The following is a 20,197-nucleotide window of genomic DNA, read 5'->3' on the forward strand; positions in this document are numbered from 1 at the left end:
CATGAGTGCTCATCGTCACGACCACCACGACCATGATCACGGCGGGCACGATCATGGGCATTCCCATGCGCTGGGCGGCCACGCTCACGGCGCCAATCAGAGCCGCATGGCGATTGCCGCGCTCCTCACCGGAGCCTTCATGCTGGCCGAGGTGGTGGGCGGCCTTCTGTCCGGCTCGCTGGCGCTGCTCGCCGATGCCGGGCACATGCTCACCGACTTTGCCTCGCTGGGGCTCGGCTGGTTCGCCTTCCGCCTCTCGACCCGGCCAAGCGACGACAAGCGCACCTATGGCTACGACCGCTTTCAGGTGCTGGTCGCCTTCGTCAACGGTCTCGCCCTCTTCGTCATCGCCGCCTTCATCGTCTACGAGGCCTATGAGAGGCTGATGCAGCCGATCGAGGTGCTGGGTGGAGCGATGCTGGTGATCGCGCTCGCCGGCCTTCTCGTGAATGTCGCGGTCTTCTTCGTCCTTCACGGCGCCGACAGGGAAAACCTCAATGTCCGGGGCGCCGTGCTCCACGTGATCGGCGACCTTCTAGGCTCGGTGGCCGCGCTTGCCGCAGCCCTGGTGATCATGGCGACGGGCTGGACGCCCATCGACCCGATCCTGTCGGTCCTCGTCGCGCTGATCCTCCTCGTCTCGGCCTGGCGCCTGGTCCGCGACGCCGGCCATGTCCTTCTCGAAGGCGCGCCGAACGATCTCGAACTCGCCGCCATCGGGCCGCATCTCATCGAGAACGTGCCCGCGGTTCGCAGCATCCACCATGTCCACGCCTGGGCGATCACGCCTGAAAGGAAGATGGTAACGCTTCACGCGGCCATCGCGGACGCCGCCGACGGCCCGGCGGTGACGCGGGCGATCAAGGCTGAGCTGCGGCAGCGCTTCTCGGTCGATCACGCGACCGTCGAGGTCGAGCATCGCCTCTGCGCCGATGCCGACGCGAAGAATCCTTGCACATCCGGCTCGGGCGCGCCCGTCGCCGGCCACCACGCCCATCACTGAGGAGCGCCATGAGCCAGACCGCCGCCCCTCTCGTTTCCGTCGAGGACCTTTCCGTCGCCTTTCGCCAGGAGGGGCGGGTCAGCCTCGCCGTGGACCAGATATCCTTTTCGATCGCTCCGGGCGAGACGCTGGCGCTCGTCGGCGAGTCGGGCTCGGGCAAATCGGTTTCGGCGCTGTCGATCCTGAAGCTCTTGCCCTATCCCGCCGCCAGCCATCCCACGGGGTCCGTGCGCTTCGGCGGCATCGACCTGATCAAGGGCAGCGAAAAGGATCTAAGGGCGGTGCGCGGCAACCGCATCTCGATGATCTTCCAGGAGCCGATGACCTCGCTCAACCCGCTCCATACCATCGAGCGGCAGGTGGGCGAGGTGCTCACCGTCCATCGCGGCCTGTCCGAGGCGAAGGCGCGCGAGCGCACGCTGGAGCTGCTTCATCAGGTCGGCATCCGCGAGCCGGAAAAGCGCCTCGGCGCCTTTCCGCACCAGCTCTCCGGCGGCCAGCGCCAGCGCGTGATGATCGCGATGGCGTTGGCCAACGAGCCGGATCTTCTCATCGCCGACGAGCCGACGACCGCCCTCGACGTCACAGTGCAGGCGCAGATCCTGGAGCTTCTGAAGCAGCTTCAAGCCGAGCGCCACATGGCGATGCTCTTCATCACCCACGACCTCGGCATCGTCCGACGCATCGCCGACCGGGTGTGCGTCATGCATCGCGGCAAGATCGTCGAGGAAGGACCGACGGGGCGCATCTTCGCGGCCCCCGAACATCCCTACACCCGCCATCTGCTCGCCGCCGAGCCCAAGGGCGCGCCTCCGGCGGCCAATCTCAATGCGCCGGTCGTCATGGAGGCCAAGGACGTCAAGGTCTGGTTCCCCATCAAGGCCGGGCTCATGCGCAAGACCGTCGGCCATGTAAAGGCGGTGGACGGCATCGACCTCACGGTGCGCGCCGGCCAGACGGTGGGCGTCGTCGGCGAATCGGGCTCGGGCAAGACCACGCTCGGCCTCGCCCTCACCCGAATGATCTCCTCCAGGGGCGAGATCACCTTCGACGGCGCGCGGATCGACAACCGCTCCTTCAAGGCCATGCGCCCGTTGCGCAAGAGCATCCAGATCGTCTTCCAGGACCCTTACGGCTCCCTCTCGCCGCGCATGTCGGTGGCCGAGATCATCGCCGAGGGTCTGCTCATCCACGAGCCGAAACTCTCGGCCGCCGAGCGCGACGCCAAGGTGGTTTCCGCGCTCACCGAGGTCGGGCTCGATCCGGCGACGCGCTTTCGCTATCCGCACGAATTTTCCGGCGGTCAGCGCCAGCGCGTCGCGATCGCCAGGGCCATGGTTCTGAGCCCGCGCTTCGTCATGCTGGACGAGCCGACATCCGCCCTCGACATGAGCGTTCAGGCGCAGGTGGTCGATCTCCTGCGCGATCTCCAGAAGCGCCACGAGCTCGCCTACCTCTTCATCAGCCACGACCTGAAGGTCGTGCGCGCGCTCGCCAACGAGGTCATCGTCGTGCGCGCCGGCGAGGTGGTGGAGCGTGGCCCATCCGCGGAAATCTTCGAGCGGCCGAAGACCGACTACACCCGCGCCCTGATGGCCGCCGCCTTCAACATCACCGCCGCGCCGGAGGGTATCGTCTCCGAATGACCACGCCCGACACCGCCCGCTTTGCCGACCATGCTTTCCCCTTCGACCAGATCGAACGCCAGCGGGTTTATGACGGGTTTCGCCCCGTCGACGAGGTGACGCTGACGCACCGTTCTCTTTCGGACGGCGGTGTTCTCGGGCCGATGAACCGTCAGATCATGCATGTCGGCCAGGTGGCGGCCATCATCGCCTTCGATCCATGGCGCGAAGTCATGGTGGTGATCCGCCAGTTTCGGCTCGGTGCCGAGCTCGCGCTCGGTCTCGGCGCGGCTGTCGAATTGCCGGCGGGCGTCGTCGATCCGGGGGAAACGCTGGATGAAGCGGCCCGACGCGAGCTCCGGGAGGAAACCGGGCTGGAGGCTTTGGCATTGGCTCCCGCCTACGCCATCATGCCGACACCGGCCCTCACAGACGAGGTGGCTTATATCTTTCTTGCCCTGGTCGATTCATCGAGGCTTGCCGAATCCGCCGGCAACAGCCATGAACACGAGGATATTCGTCCCATGGTCGGCACGCTCGACGATCTCGTCGCCGCCGCCGACGCGGGTCGGATCGTGAACGGGAATCTCGTCGGTGCCCTCAATTGGTTCGCCCGCAAGGGTCGGTCTGTCGCGGCGGCGTTGGCGAAGAGCCTCGACGAGGAGTGACACTTGACGATTCTTCTGTCCATCACCGGTTTCGAGCCGACGCGCTGGCTCAAGGCGCTGACCGATCATGCGCCGCAGCGCTCGATCCTGCTCCACCCGGAGAACGCCCACGACCCCTCGATCGAATATGCCGTCGTTTGGCACCAGCCGACGGGGTTGCTCGCCGGTCTGCCAAACCTCAAGGCGATCTTCTCCATCGGCGCCGGCGTCGACCATGTTCTCAAGGATAAGCGCCTGCCCGACGTGCCGATCGTGCGCATCGTCGCCGACGACCTGACGACGCGCATGAGCGAATACGTCGTCTGGCGGGTGCTCGACCATATGCGCCGGGGCCTCGCGTATCATGCCCAGCAGGACGCGGTGCATTGGCGTCCGCGCCGCCGCCAGCCAAAGGCCAGCGAAGTCACCGTCGGCATCATGGGCTTCGGCGAACTTGGCCGTGACGCGGCCGGCAAGCTCGCAGGGCTCGGCTTTTCCATCGCCGGCTGGAGCCGCTCAGAGAAACACATCGAGGGTGTCCAGCATTTCTCCGGCGAGGCAGGATTGGACGCCTTCCTCAGCGTCAGCGACATCGTCGTCTGCCTTCTGCCGTTGACGGCGGAAACGCGCGGCATTCTCAACTACGGCCTCTTCACCCGGATGAAGAAGCAGACGCCCATGGGCGGCCCTGTCCTCATCAACGCCGGGCGCGGCAGGCTCCATGTCGAAGCCGATATCGTCAGGGCGCTCGACGAGAAGGTGCTGTTCGAGGTGTCCCTAGACGTCTTCGAGCACGAGCCCCTGCCCCCGGCGAGCCCCTTGTGGAAGAACACGCGGGCTTTCCTGACGCCTCATATCGCCGCCGTTTCGGAACCCGAGGCGCTGGCACCGCTGATCATCCAGCAGATCAACGCGTTCGAGCGCGGCGAGCCGCTGAAGCACATTGTAAACCGCACGACCGGCTACTGAGGAAGTTCCTGTCTTTCTCGATCCTATGAAAAAGGCGAAGCTCCGGCCGCGCTTCGCCTTTTTCTTTTCCGCGTCCCTCTCTTCTCAGAGGAAACGGCCGATCTCGTCGTGGCCTCCAAGCGGGCGTTCCCGGCCGTCGAGGAGACCGAGATCGCGCAGCCGGCTCGCGGAGAGAGCTTCAACGTCGAGTGAAATGGCGCGCCGCTTGCTCCAGCCAAGGCGCGGCAGGGCTTCGAGCCAGGAAGCCAGCAAGCCCTGCGCGGGGTTATCCACGATGCTCATGATGGTTGCCTCCGGGTCATTGGACCCACCTCTATTGATCGTCAGAACCGATAGAGCACCCTGGAGGGCTTGATTTCCAACAGAACGAGCGGGATCATGCATAAGCTGAACTTATTCATGATCCCTGACCCCGAGCGTCCATGACCGATCGCCGCGACCTGCCGCCGCTTGCCGCCATCCGCGCCTTCGAGACGGCTGCCCGCCATCTCTCGTTCACCAGGGCGGGGGAGGAATTGGGCATGACGCAAGCGGCGGTGAGCTATCAGATCAAGCTTCTGGAGGAGCGGGTGGGAGCGGCCCTCTTCGTCCGCCAGGCCCGCGCCGTATCGCTCACCTCCGTCGGCGAGGAGCTGGCCAGGGTCAGCAGCGAGGCGCTCGATCGTCTCAGCACAGCCTATTCCGCCGCGCGCGGCCACGCCGGCGGTGTTCTCTCGATCAGCGTCTTCCCAAGCTTTGCCGCGATGTGGCTCGCGCCCCGTATCGGCGCCTTCCAGATGGCGCATTCGGACCTTGCCGTCCGGGTGGACGCGACGCGCGCCATGGTCGATCTCACCCGCGACGACATCGACTGCGTCATTCGCGGCGGCTCGGGCCACTGGCCCGGCTTGAAGGCCCATTTCATCTGGCCGATGGACTGCGCCCCGATGGCAAGCCCCGCCTTCATCGAACGCTTCGGTCCCTTCAGAAGGCCTGAGGACCTCATCGGCGTTCCAATGGTGGCGCCGGGCGACCCGTGGTGGACGTTCTGGTTTGAGCACTGGAAGGTCGCCTATGACCCCGGCGCGAAGGCGCTCGCGGGCATGGGCGACGGCCATCTCGAAGCGCGCTCCGCCATGGCCGGCCACGGCGTCTCCATCCTGTCGCCCCGCCTCGTCAGGGAAACGCTTGCCTCAGGCCAGCTGGTGCAGCTGTTCGAGACCCTGATCCTGACCGGCCGCAGCTATTGGCTGTGCTATCTGGAAAGCCGCCGCAACCTGCCGAAGATCCGCGCCTTCCGCGACTGGCTCATGGCCGAGATCGCCGAGGAGGAAACGCAAATCAGCGCGCCATCCGCCTGACGCTGGTGACAGGCAGCCCCTTTTCCTCGGTTCGGGCCAAGGTTTCCGCCAGCGGCTCGATCGCCGTCATCATGTGATGGGCGTTGGCATGAAGAAGGTTCGCGCCATCGACCATGATGCCGACATGACCCTTCCAGAAGACGAGATCACCGCGCTCAAGCCCTTCGACGCCGGCAAGACGGGTGCCGAGGCTTCGTTCCTGCATGTCGGTGTCGCGCGGCGCGGTGATGCCCGCCATGCGGCACGCGACCTGGACCAGACCGGAACAATCGATCCCCATGAAGGTCTTGCCGCCCCACAGATAGGGAGCGCCGAGAAAGCGCTCGGCCACGGAGACGAAATCGTCCGCCGCCTCATTGGGCGCGCCAAGATGCTGCGTGACGATCGCTCCCGCCGGCCGGATCAGGCCATAGCGGGCGTTATGGTCTACGGCCTCTGCTGCCACCGTGACTCTTGCTCCCATGGGGAGGGCGAAGAGCGGCGGCAGCTTGATGTCCGGCCCAGGGAAGACCAGCGTTCGCGGCGCGATGATGCGATGGGTCGGCGCCGCGTCCCGCTCACCCAGCGCGTCGGACGACATCCAGCCGACATAGGAATCGTCCTCGAGCTGCACCCAGGCCCAGCCTTCGGGCGTCGTCTCGAACACCAGGATATCCTCGCCGAACAGCGCCTCGGTCTCGGCCATGGCGTCAGGGCGCGGGAAACGCTTCAGCGGTGTAACAGGCGCGCTCACCCTGGCCGGCATGCCCTCGACGAAGCGGTCCGCCTCCACCCTCCCCTTCAAGCGCGCATCCGCCAAGTCCGGCCGGAATGCGTTGAGGCGATGGTCCAGGGCATCGGTCATGGGGCAAGGGTTCCTGCAAGGACGACGAAGCGGTCGGCGAGCTTTGAGACGTAGAGACTGCCGGCGACGGTCCGGCGAACGAGAACATTGCGCTTGTCTTGCGGATCGCGCCGACGCTCCAAGAGCCCTAGAGTGCCGAGGCTATCCAGCGCGCGGGTGATCACCGGTTTGGTGACGGCGAGCTTGGCGGCAAGCCCGCGCACGGTGTGGGGTGGCGGCTCGAGATAGACCGTCAGGAGGATCGCCGTCTGCCTCAGCGAAAGATCGGGCTCCGCCGCCCGCGCCTGGGCGAGCGCGGACTGATGCAGGAGCCTCAAGGCCTGCGCCGGCCGCAACTCGATCCCCATCGGCGAAACTCGTTTCGGTCCCGTTCCGACGAAGATAGGACAAGCCAGACGTCCGGCGCAAGGTCAAACATGATCGCCTCGAAACCGGAGCTCCGAGGCGATTTGCCTATCGGCCGTAGCGCTCCTCCAGCACTCGGGCGATGGCGCGGATGGCCTGCGCCTCACCGCCGACATCGCCGATGGGCGACGCCTTCGGCCGCCAGCCATAGATGTCGAAATGCGACCAGACCTTCGCCTTCTCCACGAAGCCTTCAAGGAAGAGCGCCGCGGTGATGGAGCCGGCGAAGCCGTCCGAGGTGACGTTGTTGGTGTCGGCGACCTTGGAGGCGAGGTTGGCCGCGTAGGGCTGCCACAGCGGCATGCGCCAAACCGGATCGACGACCGCGCCGCCGGCGGCGGCAAGTGCCCCGGCAAAAGCGTCGTCCGCCGTGTAGAAGGGTACGACCTCCGGCCCTAGGGCGACGCGCGCCGCCCCCGTCAGCGTCGCCATGTCGACGATGATCTCCGGGGCCTCCTCGTCGGCGAGCGCCAGGGCATCGGCGAGAACGAGGCGCCCCTCGGCATCGGTGTTGCCGATCTCGACCGTCTTGCCCTTGCGGCTGCGCAGAATGTCCGACGGGCGGAAAGCGGAGGCGGAGATCGAGTTTTCCACCGCCGGGATGAGAACGCGCAGGCGCACGTCCAGCTTTTTCGTCATTACGAGGCGAGCGAGGCCCAGAACGTTTGCCGCGCCGCCCATGTCCTTCTTCATGAGAAGCATGGACGAGCTTGGCTTGATGTCGAGGCCGCCCGTATCGAAGCAGACGCCCTTGCCGACCAGCGTCACCTTGGGCGCGTCCTCGCGGCCCCAGGAAAAGTCGATGAGACGCGGAGCGACCGCGCCGGCGCGGCCGACAGCATGGATCATCGGGAAGTTGCCATCGAGCAGCGCGTCACCGACGATCGAGCGCCCCTCGGCGCCAAACTCCTTCGCCAGGCTCAGCGCGGCCGCCTCGAGCGTGTCGGGCTGCATGTCGTTGGTCGGCGTGTTGATGAGGTCGCGCACCATGGCGACGGCAGCGGCGATCTCCTGCGCGCGGGCGCCATCGACACCGTCGGCCACGGCGAGCCTCGCGCCGCTCTTTTCCTTCGGCTGCGCCTTGTAGCGCTCGAAGCGGTAGGCGCCAAGGAGGAAGAACAGCGCGGCGAGATCGCCGTCGAGCGGGCTTGCGCCGGAAAAGGCGAAGGCGCCTGCCGGCAGTTCGCGCGCGAGATGCCCCGCCAGGAGCGCGAGCCGTGTCGCATCCTTCGGCGCCGTCTCGCCGAGACCGAGGAGCGCGCACCTGATGGCCTGCCCCGCCTCGCCCGGCACGAGCAGAACGCGGCCCGCCTCTGCCTTGAACCCGGTGGCCTTTGCCCAGGCCTTCGCCGCGTCAGGCAGGGCGTCGATCCCCCGCCCATCCACCGCGAAGATCGGGGTGGCGTTTTCGCTCGCGTTCTGAAGCAAGCCGTCTTCCATCATTGTCATCCTCTGTCCCCTGTGGCCGGCCCGGCATTAACGGGTCGTTAGGGTTAACGAAATACTGTCGCCTCCGACTCCCCCCTTCATCCCGTGGGCGCTTCGCCCCCTCCGGGACCAGGAGATTCGCCGAGATGACGCACCATAATCGCCCTGGCCGGGCCATGCGACAGGCAATTCTGGCAGCAGGCGCCGCCTTCCTGCTCATGTCCGGGGGGTGCGCCTCGGTTTCCCGCGAAACCACGGGCTCCGTCGCTCCGGCACTCTCCCGCCCCGTCAGCCAAATGAGCGTCTCCGAGCTCAACCAGACGGTGCGCGTCTATGGCGCGGCCTATCAGAAGAACCCGAAGGACAAGAGGACCGGCCTCACCTACGCCTCGATCCTCCAGATGACCGGACGCAACGACCAGTCGCTCGCCGTCATGCAGCAGGTGGCGATCGCCCATCCCAAGGATCGCGATGTGCTCTCGGCCTACGGCAAGGCGTTGGCGGCGGCGGGCGACCTCAACAAGGCGCTGGAAACCGTACGCCGGGCGCAGACGCCCGATTCGCCGGACTGGCGGCTGTTCTCGGCGGAAGGCGCGATCCTCGACCAGCTCGGCCAGTCCGACAGTGCCCGTGTGCTTTACCGCAAGGCGCTCGACATCGCGCCGAACGAGCCATCCGTGCTGTCCAATCTGGGCATGTCCTATCTTCTCGCCAACGATCTGCCGAATGCCGAGACCTATCTTCGTCAGGCGGTGCGCCAGCCCGGCGCCGACAGCCGCGTCAGGCAGAATCTCGCCCTCGTCGTCGGGCTTCAGGGGCGCTTCGAGGAGGCGGAGAAGATCGCCTCGGCCGAACTCTCCCCTGACGAGGCCGAGGCCAACGTCGCCTACCTCAAGCAGATGCTCGCCCAGCAGAACACTTGGTCGATGCTGAAGGACGCCGACAAGAAGAAGGGTTGATCCCCGCGCGGGGCTTAGCCTTCGGCGATAAAGGCGAGCAGCGAGCGCGCCAATTCCTCTGGCGCCTCCTCGGCCATGTGGTGGCCGCTGTCGATTCCGTGTCCGCAGAGACGGGTCGTCCAGGGCCGCCAGACGTTCAGAACGTCGCCATAGAGCTCCACGAGGTCGTCCTTGAGCGACCACAGCACGAGAGTCGGACAGGAGATGCGTCGCCCGGCGCGCCGGTCTTCCTCGTCATGGCGCCGATCGATCGCAAGGCCGGCGCGATAATCCTCGACCATGCCATGGACAGTCTCGGGATCGTGGATCGCCGCGCGGAAATCCTCGTAGGCTTCCGCTCCCATCTTTTCGGGTGAGCCGCCGTACCACGCGTCGGGATCGGCGAGGATGGCGCGCTCCGGCTTTTCCTCCACCGCGAAGAAGAACCAGTGCCACCATGCCCTGGCGAAGCGCGCATCGCAGCGCTCGATCGCTTCGAGAATGGGGACGCCGTCCAGAATGGCAAGGTGGGTGACGGAATCAGGATGGTCCATTGCCGCCCGAAAGGCGGTGTAGCTGCCGCGATCATGGCCGACGATAGCGAAATGTTCGTGCCCCAGCGCGCGCATCAGGGCGACACAGTCGCCAGCCTTCGCCCGCTTCGACGAACCGGCATGGTCGGGCGCGTCGCCGGGCTTGGACGATTGGCCAAAGCCGCGAAGATCTGGACAGACGACGGTATGGTGCTCGGCCAGCAGCGGCGCCACCCGATGCCATGTGGCGTGGGTGCGGGGATGGCCGTGGAGAAGCAACACCGGGCTGCCTTTTCCGCCATATCGCACCCGAAGTCGCGCCTCCGGCACGTCGATCATCGTCAGCTCGAAGCCCTCGAACATCCGCAATGGGCCTCCCCTTCCAGACTTCTTCGCCCCACCGCTCCTCGGGCGCACGACCAAGAATGGCGCGATCGATGCCGGCGCCAAGGCCCGGTGCCGATCGAAGATTGACTTAAGGATTTTAGGTTGATATCAACTTATATCGCTGATCCCCAGGGAGGAGATTTCACATGGCCTATGTCGACGGATTTGTCCTGGCGGTGCCGACCGCCAACAAGGAAGCCTACACCGCCTTCGCCAAGAAGGCCCTGCCGCTATTCAGGGAATATGGCGCGACCCGGTTGATGGAGTGCTGGGGCAACGACGTTCCACGCGGCAAGACCACCGATTTCTACGGCGCGGTCAAGGCCGAGGAAAGCGAGAGCGTCGTCTTCAGCTGGCTGGAATGGCCGTCCAAGGAGGTTCGCGACGCAGGCATGAAGAAGATGATGGAAGACCCCCGCATGAAGGAGATGGGCGAAATGCCCTTCGACGGCCAGCGCATGATCTTCGGCGGTTTCGAGCCCATCGTCGAGGGGTAGCGGCCCCTTTTGTGCGGGATCATTCCCGGTTCAGGGACGTCATAGGACGGACGTCCGGCTGGACATCCAAGGTGCACTCATGATCGAGCTTTACGGCCATCCTTTCGCGGCCTTCGTCTGGAAGGCGCTCATCGCGCTTTACGAGCGCGACATTGCCTTCGCATTCCGCGTGCTCGGCCCGGATCATCCCGAAAACGTCGCCCGTTTCGCAGGATTGTCGCCAACCGGCCAGTTCCCGGTGTTGGTGGAAGGCGGGCGCAGCGTCGTCGAATCCGCGGCGATCATCGAGTATCTCGACCTCCATCATGGCGATGCCGAGCCTATGGTCCCGCGCGACCCCAAAGCGGCGATCGAGGCGCGTCAGATGGACGGCATCTTCGACGACTATGTGGCCGTGCCCATGCAGGCGATCGTCGCTGACGCCCTGCGCGGCGGCGCCGATCGCGATCCTTTCGGCTTGGCGGCCGCCCATCGCACTCTGGACAAGAGCTATTGCTGGCTGGAGGGCTGGCTCACCGGGCGGACCTGGGCGGCCGGCGAGCGCTTTGGCATAGCCGATTGCGCGGCCGCGCCGGCTCTCTTCTACAGCCACTGGGTCCACCCGATCCCGGATGAACTGGCGGCCCTCGGCACCTATCGCGCGCGCCTCCTTGCTCGACCCTCGATCCGGCGCGTCATCGACGAGGCAAGGCCCTTCAGAGCATTCTTTCCCCTGCCGATCCCCGACCGCGACTGATCCGCCTGAAGGCTCCTATCCCAGATGCATGATCTGGATGAGAGCGGGCCCGATGATGACGGCGAAGAGCACCGGCAGGAAGAACACGATCATCGGCACGGTCAATTTCGGCGGAAGGCTCGCCGCCTTCTTCTCCGCCGCGTTCATGCGCATGTCGCGGTTCTCCTGGGCAAGGACGCGGATCGCCTGGGAGAGAGGTGTGCCGTACTTCTCCGCCTGGATAAGCGCCGTCGTTACGGCCTGAATGCCTTCCTGATCGGTGCGCTCGGAAAGGTTGGTGAAGGCCGCGCGCCGATCCGACAAAAAGGACAGCTCCGCGCAGAGAAGCGCGAGTTCCTCGGCGAGCGGAACCGACTGTATGCCGATCTCGTCTGCGACCCGGCGAAACGCCGCCTCAATGGAGACGCCCGATTCGACGCAGATCAGCAGCAGGTCGAGCGCATCCGGCCAAGCCCGCTGGATCGACTGGCGCCGCTTCTGGGCGAGGTTGCTCACGTAGATGTTGGGCAGATAGAAGCCGAAAAGAGCGGCGCCGAGGCAGATGAGCAGACGCAGCGACAAGGGCTTATCCGCCAAAAAGCCGAGGCCGAGAAGGTAAAGCAGGGTGACGGCGAAGAGCACGCCAGGCAACGCCGCGCGCAGAAACAGGAAGATAGTGAGCTGGCGCTGGCCGCGCAGACCCGCAACCTTCAGCTTGCGCACCGTCTTGTCGTCCGCCAGCAGATGACGAAGGTTCAGCTTGTTGACGACGGTGACGGCGAGGCCTTTGCCTGCATCCTGACGCAGACCGCCACGACTCCGCTCCCGCTCGATGGAGAGCCTCGCCCGCTCGCGCGCGCGCATCTGGTCTCGCTCCAGTGCGACCGCTTTCATCCGGTTCTTGAACTCGTTGCCCGAGAGGATCGGCAGCGCGATGGTCATGAATGTCGTAAACACGGCCACGGCCACCAGAATGCTGAGCAGCAGCGACTGCGACAATCCCAACCATTCCAGGAAGTTGTTCATGGGCGTCTCCGCTCTGGCGCCTGGTTCAGCGCGCTTTCCATGGCCATCGAACCCAACCGAACATTGCCCGATTTCGGCATTCGCTCTCGACCGATCAGCCGATCATGCTTCGCCAGGCATCCGCCTTCCAAACCCGCCCGCATCTTAGAAGTCGAAATTGATCATCTTGCGCATGATGAAGACGCCAAGCGACATCCAGACCAAGGCGGCTAAGATAATTAGTTTTCCTGTATTTGTATCGAACAGTATAAGCATGTAGTCCGGAGTCGTTAGATAGACGAGACCCGCAACAATCATTGGAAGAGACCCGATAATGATGCCCGAGGATTTTGCCTCCATCGACATCGATTGGATCTTCCCCTTCATTTTCTTACGGTCGCGCAAGACTCGCGAGAGATTATTGAGCGCTTCGGACAGGTTGCCGCCAGCCTGAGACTGGATGGCCAGCACGATGGAGAAGAAGTTGGCCTCCGCCAGTGGCATGTCGTGGTAGAGCCGCTCCACCGCGTCGGCGGTCGACAGGCCCATCTGCTGCGCCTCGACGATCTTGCGAAACTCCGAGCGCACGGGCTCGGGCGCGTCGCTGGCGATCATTCGCAGACAGTCGTTGAGCGGCAGACCGGAGCGGACGCCGCGCACGATGACGTCGACGGCGTTGGCGAATTCGTTGAGGAACTGCTTTTGGCGACGCTTGCGCAGCATCTGGATGGTCCAGCGCGGCAACCCCAGTCCGACGATAATCGCGAGACAAAGGACCACCGGCAGCGACCCGATGAAGAGCACGCCGATAAACGCCGTGGCGAGCCCAGAGACGACGCTGAAGAGAATGAAGTCGCGCCGCGAGAAGTTGAGGCCGGCCTGGGCGAGCAGGCGCTCGATCGGCAGTTTCGTCGTGTGCCGGTCGCGCTCCTTTTGCTTGGCCTCGATTTCCTTCAGCGAGCTCTGGATCGTGCGCCGCCGCTTGGCGGCCTCCTGAACGCGATCGCGCGCCGCGCGCTTGGCCTGGGCGTCGGTCTCGGCGCGCTTATAATGGCTGAGCCGGCTTTCGGCATTGCGCTCCGCGTCGATGCGCGAATAGAGCAAGGCATAGGCCAGCCCTCCCGCCGCAACAGACGACAGAACCATGAGCAGCACGATGTTCAAGAGTGATCCGGTCACGGAAGGGTGACCTCCTGCGCGGCCGCGTCGAGGGCGGCGGCAAGGCGCTGATCCTCGCCGAAATAGCGCGCGCGGTCCCAGAAGGCCGGGCGGCCGATGCCGGTGGAGCGGTGCTGGCCGATGATCTTGCCGCCCGCATCCTCGCCGAGAATGTCGTAGATGAAGAGATCCTGTGTGGTGATGACGTCGCCTTCCATGCCCACGACCTCGGTGATGTGGGTGATGCGGCGCGAGCCGTCGCGAAGACGCGCCGCCTGGATGATCACGTCCACCGAGCCGACGATGATCTCCCGCACGGTGCGCGGCGGCAGCGAATAGCCACCCATGGCGATCATCGATTCCATGCGGTTCAGGCACTCGCGCGGACTGTTGGCGTGGATGGTGCCCATCGAGCCGTCGTGGCCGGTGTTCATCGCCTGGAGAAGGTCGAAGACCTCCGGTCCGCGCACCTCGCCCACGATGATGCGCTCGGGCCGCATGCGCAGACAGTTCTTGACGAGGTCGCGCATGGTGATCTCGCCTTCGCCCTCGATGTTGGGCGGGCGGGTTTCGAGGCGCACCACGTGGGGCTGCTGGAGCTGAAGCTCGGCCGAGTCCTCGCAGGTGACGATGCGCTCGTCGGCGTCGATATAGCGGGTCAGGCAGTTGAGCAGCGTCGTCTTGCCCGAGCCGGTGCCGCCGGAGATGACGACGTTGCAGCGCACCCGGCCGATGATCTGGAGGATGGCCGCCCCCTCGGGCGAGATCGAGCCGAAGCGCACGAGCTGGTCGAGGGTGAGCTTGTCCCTCTTGAACTTTCGGATGGTGAGAGCCGGGCCGTCGATGGCGAGCGGCGGGGCGATGACGTTGACGCGTGATCCGTCGGGCAGGCGCGCGTCGCAGATGGGCGAGGACTCGTCGACACGCCGGCCGACCTGGCTGACGATGCGCTGGCAGATGTTGAGGAGCTGCTGGTTGTCTCGAAAACGGATATTGGTCGACTGAACCTTGCCGTTCACCTCGATGAAGGTCTGGCGGGCGCCGTTGACCATGATGTCGGCGATGTCGTCGCGGGCGAGCAGCGGCTCCAGAGGTCCGTAGCCGAGAACGTCGTTGCAGATGTCGGCAAGGAGCTGTTCCTGCTCCGAGATCGACATCGCGAAGCTCTTGATCGCGATGATGTCGTTGACAATGTCGCGGATTTCCTCGCGCGCGCTTTCCGCGTCGAGGCGGGCAAGCTGGGAAAGATCGATGGTGTCGATCAGAGCGGCGAAGACCTGCGCCTTGGTCGTATAATAGCTTTCCGAGCGCTCGCGCACCTGCTCGGGCTCGGGAGCCGCTGCAGCGGGGGCCACCGAGGATGGCGGAATGAGCGCCGAAGAGGCGGCCGAGCGCGATGGGGAAAAGCCCGGCTCCGGAACAGCGGCAACGGGAGCGCGTGCCGGCACTGCCGGCTCGGCTGCCGCCGGCCTGGTGGTCTTGGGTCCTTCGTTGCCGCGCTTTCCGAACATGGCCGAGTGTCTATCCGTTCTTGGCAGCGAGGGCCGGCTGGCGGCGCCGCAGGCGGGTGAAAAGGTCAAACGGCGAGGCACGCTTCGCCCGCTTGGCTTCCCCACGTCCCGTTATGGCATGGGCCACGCGGTGGAAGGCCTCGACAGCGGAATGCTTGGGGTCCGTCTCGCCGATCATCCGGCCGTTGTTGGCAGCCGCGCCGAAAACAGCGGGATCGAAGGCGATTTCCGCAAGCGGTTCCATCTCCAGCGGCTCAGCGAACTCGAAGGACGAGATTTCCGGCCGCTTGGGGATGGCGAGCTGGTTGAGGATAAGACGCGGCGAGCGGTCGTTGGGCCTCATCCGCTTCAGCATCTCCACCAGATTCTTGGCGTTGCGCAGATTGGGCAGATCGGGGGTCGCGGTGATGACGATCTCGTCCGAGAGGGCGAGCACGGTCTTCGTCCATTCGTTCCAAGTGTGCGGAACGTCGAGCACCACGATTGGCGCGCCGCGCTGGGCGGTTTCGATCAGCGGATTAAATGCGTCGGCCGAGAAATCGTAGGTCCGATCGAGAATAGACGGTGCGGCGAGCAGCGACAGGTGATCGGTGCACTTGGTCAAAAGGCGGTCCAGGAAGACGTCGTCCATGCGATCCGCCGAAAAAATCGCTTCGGCGATGCCCTGCGGCGGGTCCTGATCAAAGTTGATGTTGGCGGTGCCGAAGGGCAGATCGAGGTCGGCGAGAACGACGTCGGTCGAGAACAGCTGCGAGATCGACCAGGCCACATTGTGGGCGATCGTCGAGGAGCCGACGCCGCCCTTGGCGCCGACGAAGGCAAGGGTGCGGCCCAGCGGCTCCGCGTCCGGCGCGACGAAGAGATTGGCGATGACCGACAGGATGTCGCCCATGGACACCGGCGAGACGAGATATTCCGAGATGCCGCGACGGATCAGTTCGCGATAGAGGGTGACGTCGTTGGTATGGCCAATGATGACGACCTTGGAGCCAGGGTCGCAGACGTCGGCCAAGGCTTCCAGATCCTCCAGAAGCTGCGGTGCGCCGACGCGCGATTCGAGCATGACCAGATTGGGGGTTGGCGCGCTGGCGTAATGTTCCGCCGCGGCGCGGATGCCGCCCATGTGGACGCGGAGATGCGCCTTGACCATGCGCCGATCGGCCGCCGCCTGCTCCACCGCTTCGGCCACCGCCTCGGTTTCGCAGAAGGCCTGAATGGAGATGCGCGGGATCGGGCGCACCCGCTCGAGCTCGCCATCCATCGCGGCGTCCTCCCCGGTTCCGTTGACGTCGACCATTGCTTCCCTCCCGCTCACCAGTCGTAGTCCACGTTGGAACTGGGCGTTACCGCCCCTGTCGGATTGCCGGTGCGATAGTCGCCGATCACCTGCGTGCGGCGCTCGGCGTCGATCTCGCCCAGGCCGCGCGGGCTCAGCAGGTCGCGCGGATCGGCGATCTGGGCAGCGAGGTTCTGCTGACTGGCGCAACCGAAGTTGAAGTAGTTGCGGTTGTCGGAGGTGTTGGCCAAGTCCTCGGGCCAACGGCCACACGGGTCTGTCTTGGCGGCAAGTGTCACGTAGGCGAGATGGATCGGTGCCGGCCCGCCGAGATCCGCCGCCGGATAGGGCTGGACCAGGATGCGGTTGCTGCCGACGCCATTGGCCTTCAGCGCGGCGACGACGTCCCGCGTCACCAGATCGGCGGCCAGCGCATTGCCCGAGCCGCTGGGCTGGAGCACGCGGATGGTTGTGGCTCGGGCCGTCTTGAACCGCCCGGCAAAATCGCGGACCCGCTCGCGGTCGGCGGAGGAAAGCCGGCCTTCGGTCGAAACAACCGGTATATCGAGCCCCACCTCGGCCTCGGAGACGACAATCGGGTGGCGGGTGCGGTAGTCGTCCGGGATCGCACCGACCTCTACATGGTTGCGGTCGGCACACGCCGAAAGCGCCATGGCAAGACCAAGAGCGAGAGCCGCGGGGCGGGAAACGGCACGAGTCAGGGATGAAGGCGTGAACACTGTGGCTCTCCTCATGCCGATCACTTGTAGATGTAGCCGACGATGCCGTGGTACCGGCCCGGAGGCAGATCGGTCTTCATGGCGCCGTAGATGCGGTTGACGCGACCGAGGAAATTGGCCGAGCCGTCGCTGGAGAAAGACAGGCCGTCGTCGGGCCGCGCCAGCGCCTGGCGCGCCACCGGACGAACCAGATAGGGCGTGACGATCACCACCAGTTCGGTTTCGTAGCGCTGAAAGTCGCGGCTGCGGAACAACGTACCGAGGATCGGCAGCTTCGACATGCCAGGCAGCCCCGAGACGACCTGGCGAACCTCGTCGCGCACCAGGCCGGCGATGACCAGCGATCCGCCGGACGGCAGCTCGACGGTCGTGTCCGCGAGGCGCTTCCTGAGGCCGATGAGGCCAACGCCGGAGGAATAGGCGTCGCCCGGAATGTTGTAGGGCGTCTCGAAGGTTGGCTCGGAGACCGAGGTGCGGATCTTGAGCGAGATGCGCCCCGGCGAGAGCACCACGGGGGTGAAGTCCAGGCCGATGCCGTAATCGATCGTCTTGTGCTCGTAGCTCACCTTGGCCGGATTGACGACCTGCTTGGTGACGCCGTTGACGTCGACATATTCCACCGAGGGCGGCGTCGTGTCCTTGCCGCTGGGGACCTGGAACTCGCCGCCGACCTTGAAGCTCGCGGTCTCGCCGGAGATGGCGGTGAGGCTGGGTTCGGCGAGGGTGCGCATCACGCCGGCCTGCTCCATCGCACTGATCTGCGAATCGATGACCGATGAGCCGACCGTGCCGGATAGGGAGGCGCCCGAAGCGGAAATCGCCTTGCCGAGGCCAAAGGGACTGTCGCTGACCGCGCCGAAGGCAATGCCGTCGATGACGCTGTCGATGGTGCCGTTGAAGCCGAGCTGCTTGACCACCGAGCGCTGCACCTCGGCGACAGTCACCTTGAGCGTGACCTGATCCTCGCCGGCAATCTGAAGCAGGTTGACGATCTGGCTAGCCTGACGGTCTTCGCTGCCGATTGCAGCGTCGCCGCCATTACCGCCCACCGTCTTGAGGTATTGGCCGGTGGTCGCCTCGCCGCCGGTGACATAGATCCGGGCGAGTTGAACGGCGCGATCGGCCTGCTGCGGGGTCTCCACCGTGCCAGTCAGCACGACGTTGTCGTTCAGCATCTCGGCCTTGACGTCGGAGCCGGGAATGTACTTCGCGATGGTCCTCTCGAGACCTGAAATGTCCCGCTCGATCCGAAGGTCGAGAACGGCAACCTCGCGACCGGCTGCGTCGAAGACGAAAACGTTGGTCTGGCCGACCTGCTTGCCGAAGATATAGATGCGCCGCGCCGTGCGCGTCACGGCGTCCGCCACCTCGGGATTGGCGACCAGGATGTCATGCGCGTCGCGCGGCAGATCGATCACCTTGGACTTGTCGAGACCGAGGCTGATGGTCTGGTGCGGGCGGCTGATGGCCATCACCGAGCTTTCGGCGAACGCCGGAGCAGTTCCCACCAGCATCGCGACAAAGGCGATCACGGCCATCGCACCCGCCAAGCTGAGCCGTGCCGAGGGAACCGTACGAGGAGATGTTTCGGAGATCCGGTTCATGGCGCTCGTCACTTCTTGGTGGTGATGTCGACGGTCTGCCCGTAGCGGACGATACGGACCTTGTTCGGCTCATTGTTCTGCTGGGCGAGGAGGAAGGCGGCATAGCCCGGCGTGCCGGGCACGGAGTCGGCAAGCGAGCGGAGCGACAGGACGAGCTTGTCGGCGACCTGCTGGGCGACCGTCAGCGCCTCGGCCTGCTCAGGCGTCACCTCCAGCGTCGCCGTCGAGCCCACCACCACCTTGGTACCGTTCTGCTCCTCAATGGTCTGATCGATGGCAAGAACCCTAAGGTTCTTGATGATCGTTTCCGTATCGAACTGGTTGCCGGCGTTCTCGTTCTGATTGCGCCGCGTCATGATGACGTCGACATGGTCATTCGGAAGGATGAATCCGCCGGCGGACGTATCGGCAGATATCTGAACGGCGACAGCGCGCTTGCCGGAGGGCAGGATGGCCGACATGAAGCCGTGATCAGTCTTGATGAGCTTGCTCTCGCGCACCGGCTCGGAAGCGAAGAAGGACTGGCGCGCCACCGCGCCCTTGAGCTCGTCAATGGCGTCGGGGCGTTTGCTCTTCAGGATGAAATCAGGGCTGACCCCGTCCTCGGGCCATTTCTGCCAGGCGAGCATGCCGTCGACGGTGGACCCCATCGGCATGTCCTTGGACGTGACCAGAACCTCGGTCAGCTTGATGGGTGGCTCGGCCGGCGCAGCGGTAATGACGACTGGATCGCCCGTGTTGGACGAGGTCATGTTGAGCGCGATGAGCGCCGCCCCTCCAGCTGCCAGGAGAGCGATTCCCATCACCGCGAGCCGCGCGAGTTTCATCAAAAGACTCCTGCGAGACGCCCTCCCATGGAGAGCAGGCAGGAATCGTTATGGCGCGGAAACCCTCAATGTATGGTTAACAAACCACTATGGATAACGGTTAACATTTGCCTTCCGTGCGCTCGACCTGCGAAATCTTCCTCAACGTCAACCGAGAAGATTGGGCACCATCTGCGCCGCGGGCCCCACCCAGCTCAGCGCAGGAAACGCCATGAGCCCGGCGGCACCCAAAGCGACGCCATAGGGCACACCGACATGGGGCGACAGAAGTCGGTCGATAAAGGCGACCCCCGTGATCGGGGCGATAACACCGCGTGCGGTCAGCAGAAGCAGCGTCAGGGCGCCGCCCAGAAGGCCGCTGACCAAAAGAAAGATCAGCAGCGCCTCGCTCGGGCCGAACCAAAGCGCCGCGGCGGCGACGAGCTTGGCGTCGCCCCCGCCCATCCAGCCCGCAGAGAAGAAGCCGATCACGATCACCAGCGCAACGAAACCGACCGCCGCATGGAGCCCGATGGTCGCCAGCGGCATGCCCGCCATGGGCGCGGCGATGAAGAAGCAAAGCGCAAGGCCAAGCGTCAATTTGTTCGGGATGGTCATCGAAAGAATGTCGGAAATCGCCGCCGCGATCATGGCGAAAGGGAACAAGAGAAGAAGAAGCACCATCATCGCTCGATCCCGCCTACCTCGATTCGCGAAGTGTGAAGCACAGCGCCGACGATAGCCGTCTCTGCCTTAGGGCAAGGTT

At 65.1% G+C, this 20,197-nt stretch carries 21 protein-coding genes; 8 read left to right on the forward strand and 13 right to left on the reverse strand.

Translation table 11 applies throughout. The annotated features are described in order from the left end of the window. Position 1 precedes the first annotated feature (1 nt). Genes B5D38_RS13030 through B5D38_RS13045 form a run of 4 tightly spaced genes read left to right on the forward strand, consistent with a single transcriptional unit; the run spans position 2 to position 4,244 of the window. The gene (locus tag B5D38_RS13030) at positions 2-1,003 is read left to right on the forward strand and encodes a cation diffusion facilitator family transporter (protein WP_078708860.1); all 1,002 of its coding nucleotides are present in this window, start codon (positions 2-4) and stop codon (positions 1,001-1,003) included. Positions 1,004-1,011: 8 nt separating this feature from the next. Then, complete coding sequence (locus B5D38_RS13035; RefSeq protein WP_078708861.1) at positions 1,012-2,649, forward strand: ABC transporter ATP-binding protein; 1,638 nt, start codon at positions 1,012-1,014, stop codon at positions 2,647-2,649. Further along, positions 2,646-3,296, forward strand: a complete 651-nt coding sequence (locus B5D38_RS13040; protein ID WP_078708862.1) for an NUDIX domain-containing protein — start codon at positions 2,646-2,648, stop codon at positions 3,294-3,296. Before B5D38_RS13035 ends, B5D38_RS13040 begins: the two co-directional genes overlap by 4 nt. A 3-nt stretch (positions 3,297-3,299) precedes the next feature. Continuing rightward, positions 3,300-4,244 carry a 2-hydroxyacid dehydrogenase gene (locus B5D38_RS13045; protein ID WP_078708863.1) on the forward strand — a complete coding sequence of 315 codons (945 nt, stop codon included), beginning with the start codon at positions 3,300-3,302 and terminating at the stop codon, positions 4,242-4,244. A gap of 84 nt (positions 4,245-4,328) precedes the next feature. Here the strand turns inward: B5D38_RS13045 and B5D38_RS13050 are convergent, their stop codons facing one another. Continuing rightward, positions 4,329-4,526, reverse strand: coding sequence for a hypothetical protein (locus tag B5D38_RS13050; protein ID WP_078708864.1), 198 nt, complete (start codon positions 4,524-4,526; stop codon positions 4,329-4,331). Positions 4,527-4,666: 140 nt separating this feature from the next. Here B5D38_RS13050 and B5D38_RS13055 point away from each other — a divergent pair, with 140 nt between their 5' ends. Continuing rightward, a complete protein-coding gene (locus tag B5D38_RS13055) occupies positions 4,667-5,584 on the forward strand; it encodes a LysR substrate-binding domain-containing protein (RefSeq protein WP_078708865.1) in 918 nt (305 codons plus the stop codon). Here the strand turns inward: B5D38_RS13055 and B5D38_RS13060 are convergent. From B5D38_RS13060 to B5D38_RS13070, 3 genes are all read right to left on the reverse strand, one after another. Beyond that, complete coding sequence (locus B5D38_RS13060; RefSeq protein ID WP_078708866.1) at positions 5,565-6,428, reverse strand: C40 family peptidase; 864 nt, start codon at positions 6,426-6,428, stop codon at positions 5,565-5,567. The two genes, B5D38_RS13055 and B5D38_RS13060, sit on opposite strands and share 20 nt — an antisense overlap. Next, on the reverse strand, positions 6,425-6,775 hold the full coding sequence (locus tag B5D38_RS13065) for a MarR family winged helix-turn-helix transcriptional regulator (protein ID WP_078708867.1): 351 nt from the start codon (positions 6,773-6,775) through the stop codon (positions 6,425-6,427). Before B5D38_RS13065 ends, B5D38_RS13060 begins: the two co-directional genes overlap by 4 nt. A gap of 106 nt (positions 6,776-6,881) precedes the next feature. Further along, positions 6,882-8,273, reverse strand: a complete 1,392-nt coding sequence (locus B5D38_RS13070; RefSeq protein ID WP_078708947.1) for a leucyl aminopeptidase family protein — start codon at positions 8,271-8,273, stop codon at positions 6,882-6,884. A gap of 134 nt (positions 8,274-8,407) precedes the next feature. Between B5D38_RS13070 and B5D38_RS13075 the strand changes: the two genes are divergently transcribed. Beyond that, positions 8,408-9,220 (forward strand): tetratricopeptide repeat protein, encoded by an 813-nt coding sequence (locus B5D38_RS13075; RefSeq protein WP_078708868.1) that lies wholly within the window; start codon positions 8,408-8,410, stop codon positions 9,218-9,220. A 14-nt stretch (positions 9,221-9,234) separates the two neighbouring features. Here B5D38_RS13075 and B5D38_RS13080 read toward each other — a convergent pair whose 3' ends face one another. Next, positions 9,235-10,095 carry an alpha/beta fold hydrolase gene (locus B5D38_RS13080; protein ID WP_078708869.1) on the reverse strand — a complete coding sequence of 287 codons (861 nt, stop codon included), beginning with the start codon at positions 10,093-10,095 and terminating at the stop codon, positions 9,235-9,237. Positions 10,096-10,265: 170 nt separating this feature from the next. On the opposite strand from B5D38_RS13080, the gene B5D38_RS13085 reads away from it, so the two are divergent. After that, a complete protein-coding gene (locus tag B5D38_RS13085) occupies positions 10,266-10,616 on the forward strand; it encodes a DUF1428 domain-containing protein (protein WP_078708870.1) in 351 nt (116 codons plus the stop codon). Positions 10,617-10,695: 79 nt separating this feature from the next. Further along, positions 10,696-11,352 (forward strand): glutathione S-transferase family protein, encoded by a 657-nt coding sequence (locus tag B5D38_RS13090; RefSeq protein WP_078708871.1) that lies wholly within the window; start codon positions 10,696-10,698, stop codon positions 11,350-11,352. Between the two features lie 15 nt (positions 11,353-11,367). Here the strand turns inward: B5D38_RS13090 and B5D38_RS13095 are convergent, their stop codons facing one another. The 8 genes from B5D38_RS13095 to B5D38_RS13130 all read right to left on the reverse strand — a co-directional run bounded on the left by B5D38_RS13095 (position 11,368) and on the right by B5D38_RS13130 (position 20,118). Further along, the gene (locus tag B5D38_RS13095; protein ID WP_078708872.1) at positions 11,368-12,357 is read right to left on the reverse strand and encodes a type II secretion system F family protein; all 990 of its coding nucleotides are present in this window, start codon (positions 12,355-12,357) and stop codon (positions 11,368-11,370) included. Positions 12,358-12,501: 144 nt separating this feature from the next. After that, positions 12,502-13,515 carry a type II secretion system F family protein gene (locus B5D38_RS13100; RefSeq protein WP_425349333.1) on the reverse strand — a complete coding sequence of 338 codons (1,014 nt, stop codon included), beginning with the start codon at positions 13,513-13,515 and terminating at the stop codon, positions 12,502-12,504. Further along, the gene (locus B5D38_RS13105) at positions 13,512-15,005 is read right to left on the reverse strand and encodes a TadA family conjugal transfer-associated ATPase (protein WP_078708873.1); all 1,494 of its coding nucleotides are present in this window, start codon (positions 15,003-15,005) and stop codon (positions 13,512-13,514) included. Before B5D38_RS13105 ends, B5D38_RS13100 begins: the two co-directional genes overlap by 4 nt. Positions 15,006-15,015: 10 nt before the next feature. Continuing rightward, the gene (locus B5D38_RS13110; protein ID WP_078708874.1) at positions 15,016-16,302 is read right to left on the reverse strand and encodes a CpaE/TadZ family protein; all 1,287 of its coding nucleotides are present in this window, start codon (positions 16,300-16,302) and stop codon (positions 15,016-15,018) included. Positions 16,303-16,316: 14 nt separating this feature from the next. Beyond that, a complete protein-coding gene (locus B5D38_RS13115) occupies positions 16,317-17,021 on the reverse strand; it encodes a CpaD family pilus assembly protein (protein ID WP_245319193.1) in 705 nt (234 codons plus the stop codon). A gap of 20 nt (positions 17,022-17,041) precedes the next feature. Then, positions 17,042-18,625 carry a type II and III secretion system protein family protein gene (locus B5D38_RS13120; protein ID WP_078708875.1) on the reverse strand — a complete coding sequence of 528 codons (1,584 nt, stop codon included), beginning with the start codon at positions 18,623-18,625 and terminating at the stop codon, positions 17,042-17,044. Positions 18,626-18,633: 8 nt separating this feature from the next. After that, a complete protein-coding gene (gene cpaB / locus B5D38_RS13125) occupies positions 18,634-19,452 on the reverse strand; it encodes a Flp pilus assembly protein CpaB (protein WP_078708876.1) in 819 nt (272 codons plus the stop codon). 147 nt (positions 19,453-19,599) lie between these two features. Continuing rightward, positions 19,600-20,118: an A24 family peptidase gene (locus tag B5D38_RS13130; protein ID WP_078708877.1), complete on the reverse strand. Its 519-nt coding sequence runs from the start codon at positions 20,116-20,118 to the stop codon at positions 19,600-19,602. Positions 20,119-20,197 lie beyond the last annotated feature (79 nt).

Origin of the sequence: Consotaella salsifontis (assembly GCF_900167365.1) — a bacterium.
Taxonomy (GTDB): Bacteria; Pseudomonadota; Alphaproteobacteria; order Rhizobiales; family Rhizobiaceae; genus Consotaella; species Consotaella salsifontis.